The organism is Staphylococcus sp. MZ3 (genome assembly GCF_018622755.1).
In the GTDB taxonomy this organism is placed as follows: domain Bacteria; phylum Bacillota; class Bacilli; order Staphylococcales; family Staphylococcaceae; genus Staphylococcus; species Staphylococcus aureus.
The window spans coordinates 935797-948293 of the sequence record NZ_CP076026.1 but is presented as its reverse complement, the minus strand read 5'-3'; the positions used below and the strand labels follow the sequence as shown (position 1 = coordinate 948293).

Annotated in this window: 11 protein-coding genes; 6 read left to right on the top strand and 5 right to left on the bottom strand. The window is 33.4% G+C overall.

The features are described 5' to 3' along the window. Positions 1 to 211: 211 nt before the first annotated feature. A complete protein-coding gene (locus KI230_RS04650; RefSeq protein ID WP_000185319.1) occupies positions 212 to 1141 on the top strand; it encodes a glycerophosphodiester phosphodiesterase in 930 nt (309 codons plus the stop codon). Between the two features lie 396 nt (positions 1142 to 1537). On the opposite strand, the gene KI230_RS04645 is transcribed toward KI230_RS04650, so the two are convergent. The 5 genes from KI230_RS04645 to KI230_RS04625 form a co-directional block, all read right to left on the bottom strand. Beyond that, positions 1538 to 2782, bottom strand: a complete 1245-nt coding sequence (locus tag KI230_RS04645) for a Glu/Leu/Phe/Val family dehydrogenase (RefSeq protein WP_000138487.1) — start codon at positions 2780 to 2782, stop codon at positions 1538 to 1540. A gap of 108 nt (positions 2783 to 2890) precedes the next feature. Then, complete coding sequence (locus tag KI230_RS04640) at positions 2891 to 4081, bottom strand: ornithine--oxo-acid transaminase (protein ID WP_000167314.1); 1191 nt, start codon at positions 4079 to 4081, stop codon at positions 2891 to 2893. A 307-nt stretch (positions 4082 to 4388) separates the two neighbouring features. Then, positions 4389 to 5516 carry an NADH-dependent flavin oxidoreductase gene (locus KI230_RS04635; protein WP_214958334.1) on the bottom strand — a complete coding sequence of 376 codons (1128 nt, stop codon included), beginning with the start codon at positions 5514 to 5516 and terminating at the stop codon, positions 4389 to 4391. A gap of 360 nt (positions 5517 to 5876) precedes the next feature. Beyond that, positions 5877 to 6254, bottom strand: a complete 378-nt coding sequence (ygs, locus tag KI230_RS04630) for a S1 domain-containing post-transcriptional regulator Ygs (protein ID WP_001067294.1) — start codon at positions 6252 to 6254, stop codon at positions 5877 to 5879. A 415-nt stretch (positions 6255 to 6669) separates the two neighbouring features. Continuing rightward, positions 6670 to 7263, bottom strand: coding sequence for a peptidylprolyl isomerase (locus KI230_RS04625; protein WP_214958333.1), 594 nt, complete (start codon positions 7261 to 7263; stop codon positions 6670 to 6672). 63 nt (positions 7264 to 7326) lie between these two features. Between KI230_RS04625 and KI230_RS04620 the strand changes: the two genes are divergently transcribed. The 5 genes from KI230_RS04620 to mnhD1 all read left to right on the top strand — a co-directional run bounded on the left by KI230_RS04620 (position 7327) and on the right by mnhD1 (position 12497). Then, entirely contained in the window at positions 7327 to 7710 is a 384-nt protein-coding gene (locus KI230_RS04620; protein WP_000781162.1) for a kinase-associated lipoprotein B, read from the top strand. Positions 7711 to 7840: 130 nt separating this feature from the next. Further along, on the top strand, positions 7841 to 10246 hold the full coding sequence (gene mnhA1, locus KI230_RS04615; RefSeq protein WP_045178084.1) for a Na+/H+ antiporter Mnh1 subunit A: 2406 nt from the start codon (positions 7841 to 7843) through the stop codon (positions 10244 to 10246). Beyond that, the gene (gene mnhB1 / locus KI230_RS04610) at positions 10239 to 10667 is read left to right on the top strand and encodes a Na+/H+ antiporter Mnh1 subunit B (RefSeq protein WP_001081626.1); all 429 of its coding nucleotides are present in this window, start codon (positions 10239 to 10241) and stop codon (positions 10665 to 10667) included. Before mnhA1 ends, mnhB1 begins: the two co-directional genes overlap by 8 nt. Then, on the top strand, positions 10667 to 11008 hold the full coding sequence (mnhC1, locus tag KI230_RS04605) for a Na+/H+ antiporter Mnh1 subunit C (RefSeq protein ID WP_000402802.1): 342 nt from the start codon (positions 10667 to 10669) through the stop codon (positions 11006 to 11008). Before mnhB1 ends, mnhC1 begins: the two co-directional genes overlap by 1 nt. After that, positions 11001 to 12497, top strand: coding sequence for a Na+/H+ antiporter Mnh1 subunit D (gene mnhD1, locus KI230_RS04600; protein ID WP_000573077.1), 1497 nt, complete (start codon positions 11001 to 11003; stop codon positions 12495 to 12497). Before mnhC1 ends, mnhD1 begins: the two co-directional genes overlap by 8 nt.

Below are 12497 nucleotides of genomic sequence, written 5' to 3'. Positions count from 1 at the left end.
TTAAAATTACATTGTGGGTATTTTAATGCTCTCTTCGTCTTGTTGAACATCACATTTTTAAGATTCCTAAAATGTTTGATAATTCTTTTAAATTTATATTACAAAAATGTTATAAATTGTAAAAGAAATGTGTAAAGCGTTTTCACAAGCAGGTTTTTGTAGTATTTTAAAATTGTTAGACTACAAATAAAGAGATGAAAGGATAAAGACTATGACTAACTCTTCGAAAAGCTTCACTAAATTTATGGCTGCTTCTGCTGTTTTTACTATGGGATTTTTATCAGTACCTACTGCTGGCGCTGAACAAACAAATCAAATTGCAAATAAACCTCAGGCTATTCAATGGCATACAAATTTAACGAATGAGCGATTCACTACTATCGCACATCGTGGCGCAAGTGGCTATGCACCCGAGCATACGTTTCAAGCATATGATAAGAGTCATAATGAGTTAAAAGCATCTTATATCGAAATTGATTTACAACGTACCAAAGATGGCCATTTAGTTGCTATGCATGATGAAACTGTTAACCGTACAACAAATGGACACGGTAAAGTTGAGGATTATACCCTTGATGAATTAAAACAGTTAGATGCAGGAAGTTGGTTTAATAAAAAATATCCAAAATACGCAAGAGCAAGTTATAAAAATGCTAAAGTACCCACTTTAGATGAAATTTTAGAACGTTATGGCCCGAATGCAAACTATTATATTGAAACAAAGTCACCTGATGTATACCCAGGAATGGAAGAACAATTATTAGCTTCATTGAAAAAGCATCACCTTTTAAATAACAATAAATTAAAAAATGGACATGTAATGATTCAATCATTTTCTGACGAAAGTTTAAAGAAAATTCATCGTCAAAATAAGCATGTGCCATTAGTAAAATTAGTTGATAAAGGTGAACTACAACAATTTAACGACCAACGCTTAAAAGAGATACGCTCTTATGCGATTGGATTAGGTCCTGATTATACAGATTTAACTGAACAAAATACCCATCATTTAAAAGACTTAGGATTTATAGTACATCCTTATACAGTGAATGAAAAAGCTGATATGTTACGATTAAATAAATATGGCGTTGATGGTGTCTTTACAAATTTCGCTGATAAATATAAAGAAGTCATTAAGTAGTATTGTTAAACTAGAAAACATAAATACAAAAATATAGCTATTACTATAAAAAACAGCAGTAAGATATTTCCAAATTGAAATTATCCTACTGCTGTCTTTTTGATCAACTATATATAGTTGAGCGTTTAATTAGAAATTCTCAGTGTTGGGGCCTCGCCAACTTACATTGTCTGTAGAAATTGAGGAGCTAATTTCTCTGTGTCGGGGCTCCACCCCAACTTGCACACTATTGTAAGCTGACTTTCCGCCAATTTCTCTGTGTTGGGGCCCCGACTATTTTTGAAATAAGCTTGTTACAAGTGTATTTTTATTCAGTCAACTACTGCTAAAATAAAATTAACGAGCTTAGGGCTTTGTTTTCTGTCCCAAGCTCGTTAAATCACATATGATAATTAATTATGCCCAACCACGATATCTAGCTGCTTCTGCTGTACGTTTAATACCTATGATATATGCTGCAAGTCTCATATCTATTTTTCGGTTTTGAGACAATTCGTAAATCGTATCAAATGCCGCTTCTAATTTTTCACGTAGCTTTTCATTAACTTCTTCTTCAGACCAATAATAACCTTGATTATTTTGTACCCATTCGAAGTAAGAAACCGTTACACCACCAGCACTTGCTAATACGTCTGGAACTAATAATATACCACGTTCAGTTAAAATACGTGTTGCTTCTGGTGTTGTAGGTCCATTAGCAGCTTCAACAACGATACTAGCTTTAATATCATGTGCATTGTCTTCTGTAATTTGGTTTGAAATTGCCGCTGGTACTAAAATGTCACAATCTAATTCAAACAATTCTTTATTTGAGATTGTTTCTTCAAATAAATTTGTTACCGTACCAAAACTATCACGACGGTCTAATAAATAATCTATATCTAAGCCATTTGGATCGTGCAATGCACCGTAAGCATCAGAGATACCTACAATTTTTGCACCTAAATCATATAAGAATTTAGCTAAGAAACTTCCGGCATTACCGAAACCTTGAATAACAACCTTGGCACCTTCAATTTGCATATTACGACGTTTTGCAGCTTGTTCAATTGCAATAACTACACCTAGTGCAGTAGATCTGTCGCGTCCATGAGAACCACCCAATACAATTGGTTTACCTGTGATGAAACCTGGTGAATTAAATTTATCCAATGCACTATATTCATCCATCATCCAAGCCATAATTTGTGAGTTTGTAAATACATCTGGTGCTGGAATATCTTTGTTCGGACCTACGAATTGTGAAATTGCTCTTACATATCCGCGTGATAAACGTTCAACTTCATGAATGCTCATTTGACGTGGATCACAAACGATACCACCCTTACCACCACCGTATGGTAAGTTTACAATGCCACATTTCAAAGTCATCCACATTGATAATGCTTTTACTTCTTCTTCATCAACATCTGGGTGGAAACGCACGCCCCCTTTTGTTGGTCCAACAGCATCATTATGTTGCGCACGGTAACCTGTGAATGTTTTAACAGTGCCATCATCCATTCGTACAGGGATACGCACTTGTAACATTCTTAAAGGTTCTTTAATTAAATCGTACATTCCTTCGTCAAATCCCAATTTATGCAATGCTTCTTTAATAATTCCTTGAGTAGAAGTTACTAAATTATTGTTCTCAGTCATGATCCTTTTCGCCTCTTCTTTACCTAATGATTTCGCTTTCAAACATATTGTAACATAACGTATTCCTTTTTAAAGCCCTTACAAACTGATTGTTACAACTTTTTGACATTATTGAAATACATGTCTTATTTTTTCAAGTGCAAGGTCCAATTCTTCTTTAGTAATAATTAATGGTGGTGCAAAACGAATGACAGTATCATGCGTTTCTTTACATAATAAACCTTCTTCTTTCAAAGCTTCACAATATGGTCTAGCACTTTCATTAAGTTCCACACCTATAAACAAACCACGTCCACGGACTTCTTTAATTGATGGATGATCAATTTGCTTTAATTGTTCTTTAAAATAATCTCCTAATTCTAAAGAGCGCCCTGGTAAATCCTCATCAACGATAACATCTAATGCAGCAATTGATGCAGCACAAGCAAGTGGATTACCACCAAATGTTGAACCATGTGAGCCAGGTGTAAAGACATCTAATACTTCTTTATCTGCTAATACAACAGAAATTGGGAAGACACCACCACCTAGTGCTTTACCTAAAATATAGACATCAGGTTTTACATTATCCCAATCCGTAGCAAATAATTTACCCGAACGACCTAATCCTGCTTGGATTTCGTCAGCAATAAATAAGACATTATGTTCATCACATAATTCTCTAATTGCTTTCAAATATCCTTCTGGCGGTATATTTATACCCGCTTCACCTTGAATTGGTTCTACTAAAACTGCTGCAGTATTTTCATTAATTGCAGCTTTCAATGCATCTACATCTCCAAAATCAACTTTTCTAAATCCATCTAATAACGGACCATAACCACGTTGGTATTCTGCTTCTGAAGATAATGAAACTGGCGCCATTGTTCGACCATGGAAGTTACCATTAAATGCAATGATTTCTGCTTTATTTGGCTCAATTCCTTTAACATCGTATGCCCAGCGTCTTGCTGCTTTCAAAGCTGTTTCTACTGCTTCAGCACCTGTATTCATTGGTAAAGCTTTATCTTTACCTGCCAGTTTACAAATTTTTTCGTACCATTCACCTAAGTTATCACTATGAAAAGCACGTGAAACTAGAGTCACTTTATCAGCTTGATCTTTTAATGCTTGAATAATTTTCGGATGTCTATGACCTTGGTTAACAGCGGAATATGCAGATAACATATCCATATATTTATTGCCTTCAGGATCTTTAACCCATACCCCTTCAGCTTCTGAAATGACAATTGGCAATGGTAAATAATTATGTGCTCCGTAATGATTTGTTAACTCAATAATTTTTTCAGATTTAGTCATCATATCTCCCCTTTTCATCATTTATAACTATTATACATGAAACATTATCCAAATAATTACATTAGTTTTCAAAGCAGATACTTTTCCACCAAAAAAGATGAAATAATCACTAAGTTTCATTAAATTTGTCTATTTTGAAAACCCTTACATTTATAATGACATAATTACTTAAATGATTACAAGCAAAAGAATTGATAATTTTACACTTAATCAAAAGTATATTTTACTAAGAATATTTTTATTTATAAATATTGAAAACCACTAACAAATTGCATACACAATATCATTAGTGGTAACAGTTAAACACTTATTTATCTTTACGTGGTAATGGATAGAATCCTTCATTAAATTGATGCCATAAATTAGGAGTTAAGTGATGATTATCTTCTCTCTCTGGATCAAAGTAATTAATAATTTCATCTTCCCGTCCATCTTTAATTTTTTCAACAAATTGATAATCCAGTAGTAGCTCTCTACCAATGGCTACTAAGTCAACACCAACATTTTCAACTGCATCTAAAGCTTCGTCAGCTGTGAAAATTGAACCAATACCGATAAGTGGCATACGACCATTTATCCATTTGTGAATTAAAGGCAGTCTTTCTTGTCCAGCGTATTTACCTTCACGTGTCGTTGCATGCGTATCCATCATTGAAACATGAATATAGTCGATTGGCATATGGCTAATTTTATTAACGAGTTCCTCTGTAATTTCCATTGTGATTCCTGGAGACTCCGCTTCCTCTGGAGATAATCTGTATCCAACTATAAAGTCTTTATTGCCATACGCTGCTTTCGCTTTAAGCACTTCTTCAATCACAGCGACCGGGAATTTATATTGATTTGCCCATACATCATTTCTTCTATTATAGTATGGTGATACAAATTGATGAATTAAGTAATGATTCGCGCCATGTATTTCAACACCATCAAACCCTGCTTCAATTGCACGTCGTGTTGCTTCACCAAAATCCTTGATTGCTTGTTCAATCTCTTCATTCGTCATTTCTCTAGCACTATGTTCTTGTTTCTGACCGAAACTTTTTAAAGAAATTGGACTTGGTGCTACGACGTCTCCATCAGGTATTAATTCAGGCAATGCTTGTGCACCACCATGATGTATTTGTACGAGTGCTTTGGCACCGTTTTTCTTCATTGCTGTAGCTAATCGTTTTAGTCCTTCAATATCACTGTCATGCGCGATTGACGGCTGTCCTGGAAATGCTTTTCCGACATCACTCACATTACTCGCAGCATTAATTGTAATACCAACATCTTGTGAACGCTTTTCAATATAAGGAAGTTCTACATCTGAAATAGTACCATCATCATTTGAAGAAATATGTGTTAAAGGGGCTAACACATATCGATTTCTCAACTCTACTCCATTTGGTAATTCTACTTTATCAAACAATGGTTCGTATTTACTTTTCATTACTTAATTCCTCCTTAAAATTATTGAGTTGACTATAACATGTAATTTTTTCATTCTCCAATTATCTGTTTATATAGTTGCAATTCGTTTAATACTTTAAGTTGTAGTTCTCATTTCTAAAATAAATAAAAAAACAAATCCACATACAATATTGCAAATCAATGATTCTATCTATCAAAGATAATGGATATGTCACCTTAAACCATTTGTACGTGTAAATAGAATCAATCATATTACGTTATCGTAGACAAAAAGAGATTAGTATCTAATAAAATTTAATAGATACTAATCTCTTTTATAGTCTAAGAAACTTTCATTTCAGACCCTTTGTATGATTTTCGGTACGATTTATCTGTTCCTTTAGTCGTTTCGAATTGCTCGCTTTGACTGTTTTATCCAGATTGGTAAGCGTTCTTTAAGTGTTTGAAACCCATATTTTTCTGTTTCTCTGATTTCATCTAATACTGATTGTTTTTCCTTCTTACGCTCATAATTTTTGAAGTAATCATTATCCTTTAATGATAGATTAAGCTTTCCTTCATCATCTATAGACAAAATTTTAGCTTTAACAATTTGGCCTTCTGATAGAAATTTCTTCAAATTATGAACGTAGTCATCCATAATTTCTGATATATGAATCAGTCCTTCAGTATGATTAGGGGTCTCAACAAACGCACCGTATGGTTGAATACCAGTTACACGCACCTTGATATGTTGGCCAATTTTGTAGTTATTCAACTTAATAACCCCTTATTTCGTTTACTTAACACTATTATCATAGCACAAATCGAAATGGTGGACTAATTAAAACATCAAATCATACGAATATTATTTTATAAATGAATAAGAATTCTACAAACTTGGATTTACAAATAAAATTAGCAACAAATTCCTATCTAAATCAATATGATATCCAGCTACTTTGTTTTCAATTTATTAACTATTTGAATACCAATTCTCTGTATAAACATAAAAAGCAACCTCAACTATTATCTTTAAAATACACATCTATTTAAAAACTGTGCTTTCTTGATAAATATATTGAGATTGCTCATCATGTTATTTTATTTGTTTTCGTTGGAATATATACTAATCCATTCATAAATTAGCTTTATCCGAGTTTAAAATGTTGGTAGTTAATTATGTTTAGATATTATTCTTCAACATCAATAGATTCAATTACAACATCATGAAGTGGTTTGTCTTGTGGTCCCACTTTTGTATTTGCAATATCTTCTAATGTAGTTTCACCATCAATGATTTGACCGAATACTGTATGTTTTTGATCTAACCATGGTGTACCACCCTTCTCGCCATATGCATCAACGATTGGTTGTGGCCAACCACCATCTGCAAGTTGACTTAACATATTTTGAGGTACTTCTTTCATTTGAACAATGAAAAATTGTGAACCATTAGTATTAGGTCCTGAGTTAGCCATTGATAATGCGCCATATAAGTTAAATGCATTTAATGAAAATTCATCTTCAAAAGCACCGCCATAAATACTTTCGCCACCCATACCAGTAGCTGTTGGATCGCCACCTTGAATCATGAAGTCATTAATGACACGGTGGAATGTTATTCCATCATAATAACCATTTTTTGCATGTGTCACAAAATTTTCAACTGTTTTTGGTGCAATATTTGGAAATAATTTGAATGTAATGTCACCTTTATTTGTGTGCATAACCACTTTAATTTCACCTTGTTGTACTTCTTTGTTTAACTGTGGATAGTTAGCCATTTATATTCTCCATTCATGTTATGATACATATATATTAACATACTTTTAAGGGAGGAAAATAGCATGAAGCTATATCGATTTTCACACAAAACAGGTAGCTATGGTGTCACGATTGTTGAAGAAAATGGAGACGATGTCCTTGTTAAAGTTGAACAAGTTATCAAACACCCGAAACAAGGTGATTTACATAACCCTACTGAAACTGAAGGTGTATTTTTCCATGAACGCAAAGCATTAAGCCATTTTGAAAAACGCTATACGAAACGTTCACAATTACGCGACTTCAATGTTGATGTATTGCGCTATGAAGATTCACTTCAACAAGCAATTACAGATTTAGAAACTAAACTTAAAGCTCAGCAAACAAAACATGCTGAAATGTCTTTAGCTAGTTTAGCACGCTTAAAAGAAGATTATTCACTTCAATACAAAGAAAATTTTAAATAAAAAATGACGTGTTTCTTCTTATTTAAATACTTCTGAAAATAAAGCACAACAAGGAGTGTGTACGTTTTTCAGAACTATATCATTCATGTATAATGAATAACATAAATATTTTTTAAAGGAGGACAACATAGTGAGTTTGTTACATATTGCGGTGATATTACCGTTAATATTCGCACTCATTATTCCTATCCTGTATAGATTTTTTAAACGTATACATTTAGGATGGTTCGTATTACCTGTCCCTATCGTCATATTTATTTATATGCTTACATTAATTAAAACGACGATGTCAGGTAATACTGTAATGAAAACCTTAAATTGGATGCCTCATTTTGGTATGAACTTTGATTTATATCTTGATGGCTTAGGTTTACTCTTTAGTTTGCTTATTTCAGGAATCGGCAGTTTAGTAGTATTATATTCAATCGGCTACTTAAGTAAGTCAGAACAACTAGGGAATTTTTATTGTTATTTATTACTATTTATGGGTGCAATGTTAGGTGTCGTACTTTCAGATAATGTTATTATTCTATATTTATTCTGGGAGCTAACGTCATTTTCTAGTTTTTTACTTATTTCATTCTGGCGCGAACGACAAGCATCTATATATGGTGCTCAAAAATCGCTCATAATCACAGTATTTGGTGGTCTATCATTATTAGGTGGTATCATCTTACTCGCTATACCAACACAATCATTTAGCATTCAGTACATGATTCAACATGCTTCTGAAATTCAAAATAGCCCATTCTTCATTTTTGCGATGATTTTAATCATGATTGGTGCTTTTACAAAATCTGCTCAGTTTCCATTTTATATTTGGCTACCAGATGCAATGGAAGCACCTACACCAGTCAGTGCTTATCTTCATTCAGCAACAATGGTTAAAGCAGGGTTATATTTAATCGCTCGAATGACACCAATCTTCGCAGCATCGCAAGGTTGGGTATGGACTGTCACACTCGTTGGTTTAATTACGTTATTCTGGGCTTCGCTAAACGCAACAAAACAACAAGACTTGAAAGGTATACTGGCATTTTCAACAGTATCCCAATTAGGTATGATTATGGCGATGCTTGGAATCGGTGCCATTAGTTATCACTATCAAGGCGATGATAGCAAAATATATGCTGCTGCATTTACGGCTGCAATATTCCATTTAATCAACCATGCAACATTTAAAGGTGCCCTATTTATGATTACAGGCGCAGTGGATCATTCTACTGGTACACGTGATGTTAAGAAATTAGGTGGCTTACTAACAATTATGCCTATTTCATTTACAATCACTGTTATTACAGCATTAAGTATGGCTGGTGTACCACCGTTCAATGGTTTCTTATCAAAAGAATCATTTTTAGAAACAACATTTACAGCAAGCCAAGCAAATTTATTCAGTGTTGATACATTAGGCTACCTATTCCCAATCATTGGTATAGTGGGCAGTGTCTTTACATTTGTATATTCAATTAAATTTATAATGCATATATTTTTCGGACAATATAAACCTGAACAATTACCTAAAAAAGCACACGAAGTATCAATATTAATGCTTTTATCACCAGCTATTTTAGCTACATTAGTAATTGTATTTGGTTTATTCCCTGGCATTTTAACTAATTCGATTATTGAACCAGCTACATCTTTGATTAATCATACGGTAATTGATGATGTTGAATTCCATATGTTCCATGGATTAACGCCTGCCTTTTTATCAACATTAGTGATTTATATTTTAGGTATCTTACTAATTGTGACATTTAGTTATTGGGTGAAATTGTTGCAACGACAACCTGGTAAACTAACATTCAATTATTGGTACAACAGAAGTGCAAATGTTATTCCAAACTACTCTGAAAAGATGACGAATAGCTATGTTACCGATTATTCACGTAATAATTTAGTTATCATTTTTGGTGCATTAATTTTATTAACATTTGTCACTTTATTCTCAGTACCTTTCAACATTAATTTTAAAGACGTTAGTCCGATTAGAATTTTCGAAGTTTGTATCGTAATTTTATTATTAAGTGCTGCCTTTTTAATTCTTTTCGCTAAATCAAGATTATTTAGCATCATTATGTTAAGTGCAGTTGGATATGCTGTGTCTGTATTGTTTATATTCTTTAAAGCACCCGACTTAGCATTGACACAGTTTGTCGTTGAATCTATTTCAACAGCATTGTTCTTATTATGCTTCTACCACTTACCAAATTTAAATCGTTATAATGAAAAGCGCTCATTCCAGCTTACTAATGCTTTAATTGCTGGTGGTGTTGGTTTGTCCGTCATTATTATCGGTTTAATTGCATACGGAAATAGACATTTTGAATCGATATCTAAGTTTTATCAAGAGCACGTTTATGATTTAGCTCACGGTAAAAACATGGTAAACGTCATACTTGTTGATTTCCGTGGTATGGATACTTTATTCGAGTCATCTGTGCTTGGTATCGCAGGATTAGCTGTATATACAATGATTAAATTACGTAAAAAGCGTCAAACGCAAGGTAACGAGGTGAAAAATCATGAATAGACAACAAAATGATCTAATTTTGCAATTTGCTGCAGTTATTATCTTTTTCATGGTAATGGTCTTTGGTTTTTCACTTTTCTTAGCAGGACATTATACACCTGGTGGCGGTTTCGTCGGCGGATTATTATTCGCAAGTTCACTTGTTATCATTACGATTGCATTTGATATAGAAACAATGCGTAAAATTTTCCCATTAGATTTTAAAATCTTGATAGGTATCGGATTAGTTTTTTGTATTGCGACGCCTATCGCAAGTTGGTTTTTAGGCAAAAATTTCTTTACGCATGTCACATTTGATATACCGTTATTTATATTAGAACCTGTTCATATGACAACAGCAGTATTCTTTGATTTCGGTGTTTTATGTGCAGTAGTTGGTACTGTCATGACAATTATTATTTCGATTGGAGAGAACGAATAGTGGAAATTATTATGATTTTTGTTAGTGGTATTCTCACAGCAATAAGTGTCTATCTCGTTTTGTCTAAAAGTCTGATACGAATTGTTATGGGAACTACACTATTAACACATGCAGCAAACTTATTTTTAATAACTATGGGCGGACTTAAACATGGTACTGTTCCAATTTATGAAGCGAACGTAAAAAGCTATGTTGATCCTATCCCGCAAGCACTTATTTTAACAGCAATCGTTATCGCCTTTGCGACAACAGCCTTTTTCTTAGTATTAGCATTTAGAACATATAAAGAATTAGGCACAGATAACGTTGAGTGTATGAAAGGAGTTCCAGAAGATGATTGAAAGTAATATGCTTGTGTTAACGCTAGTTATTCCAGTAATTACAGCCATATTACTTGTCTTTATTGGAAAGCGTCCTATTATAAAGCGTTATGTCGCACTAGGCGGTACATTATTAACCTTGGTCGCGGCAATTATCAATTTAGCAAATGTTGTTAAACATGGACCAATACGCGTAGAGCTAGGTTCATGGAAAGCACCATACAGTATTGTCTTTGTATTAGACATATTCAGTGCCCTACTAATAATTACTAGTATTATTATTACAGCTATTGTGATTTTATATTCATACCAAACAATTGGTATTGAACGTGAAAGATATTATTATTATTTTTCAGTACTATTTATGTTAATAGGTATCATTGGTGCATTCACAACTGGTGACATTTTCAACCTATTCGTATTTTTCGAAGTATTTTTAATGTCATCTTATTTCTTATTAGTAATTGGTTCTACAAAAATTCAACTACAAGAAACAATCAAATATGTTCTTGTTAACGTTGTATCGTCATCCTTCTTCGTAATGGGTGTAGCGATTTTATATTCAGTAGTAGGAACATTGAATCTAGCAGATATAAGCAATAAATTAGCTAACCTTTCAGCGCATGACAGTGGCTTAGTCAATATCGTTTTCATACTATTTATCTTTGTTTTTGCTACAAAAGCTGGCGTATTCCCAATGTTTGTTTGGTTACCTAGTGCATACTATGCACCACCAATTCCAATCATTGCATTCTTTGGTGCTTTGTTAACAAAAGTTGGTGTTTATGCAATCGCTAGAACATTAAGCCTATTCTTTAGTGATAATGTAAGCTTTTCACATTATGTCATTTTATTCTTAGCACTATTAACGATCATCTTTGGTTGTGTCGGTGCTGTTGCATATGCCAACATTAAAAAAATCATCCTATACAATGTCATGATTGCTGTAGGTGTGATCTTAGTCGGCGTTGCAATGATGACAGAGTCAGGTATGATTGGGGCTATTTACTATACATTGCACGACATGTTAGTAAAACTTGCATTATTCTTGCTTATCGGAATTATGATTAAAATTACAGGCACTGCTGATTTAAGACAATTTGGTGGCTTAATTAAACGATATCCTGTACTTGGTTGGTCATTCTTTATCGCAGCATTAAGTTTAGCTGGCATTCCCCCACTCAGTGGCTTTTATGGAAAATTTTTCATTGTCCAATCAACATTTGAAAGAGGATTTTATTTAAGTGGTGTCATCGTCTTATTATCAAGTTTAGTCGTATTATATTCTGTCATTCGCATATTCCTACAAGGCTTTTTCGGTCAACCAAAAGGATATGATCTTAATAACAAAGTCGACGTCAAATATTTAACTACGATTGCAATCGTTGCAGTTGTGATAACTGTTTTATATGGATTGTCAGCAGATTACTTATATCCAATGGTAAAAGCTGGTGCAGAAACATTCTACAATCCATCAACCTACGTTAAAGCTGTATTAGGAGGTAAATAA

Coding starts and splice junctions, on each gene's coding strand:
- KI230_RS04650 (WP_000185319.1), top strand. CDS start 212: ATGACTAACTCTTCGAAAAGCTTCACTAAATTTATGGCTGCTTCTGCT.
- KI230_RS04645 (WP_000138487.1), bottom strand. CDS start 2,782: ATGACTGAGAACAATAATTTAGTAACTTCTACTCAAGGAATTATTAAA.
- KI230_RS04640 (WP_000167314.1), bottom strand. CDS start 4,081: ATGACTAAATCTGAAAAAATTATTGAGTTAACAAATCATTACGGAGCA.
- KI230_RS04635 (WP_214958334.1), bottom strand. CDS start 5,516: ATGAAAAGTAAATACGAACCATTGTTTGATAAAGTAGAATTACCAAAT.
- KI230_RS04625 (WP_214958333.1), bottom strand. CDS start 7,263: ATGGCTAACTATCCACAGTTAAACAAAGAAGTACAACAAGGTGAAATT.
- KI230_RS04620 (WP_000781162.1), top strand. CDS start 7,327: ATGAAGCTATATCGATTTTCACACAAAACAGGTAGCTATGGTGTCACG.
- mnhB1 (WP_001081626.1), top strand. CDS start 10,239: ATGAATAGACAACAAAATGATCTAATTTTGCAATTTGCTGCAGTTATT.
- mnhD1 (WP_000573077.1), top strand. CDS start 11,001: ATGATTGAAAGTAATATGCTTGTGTTAACGCTAGTTATTCCAGTAATT.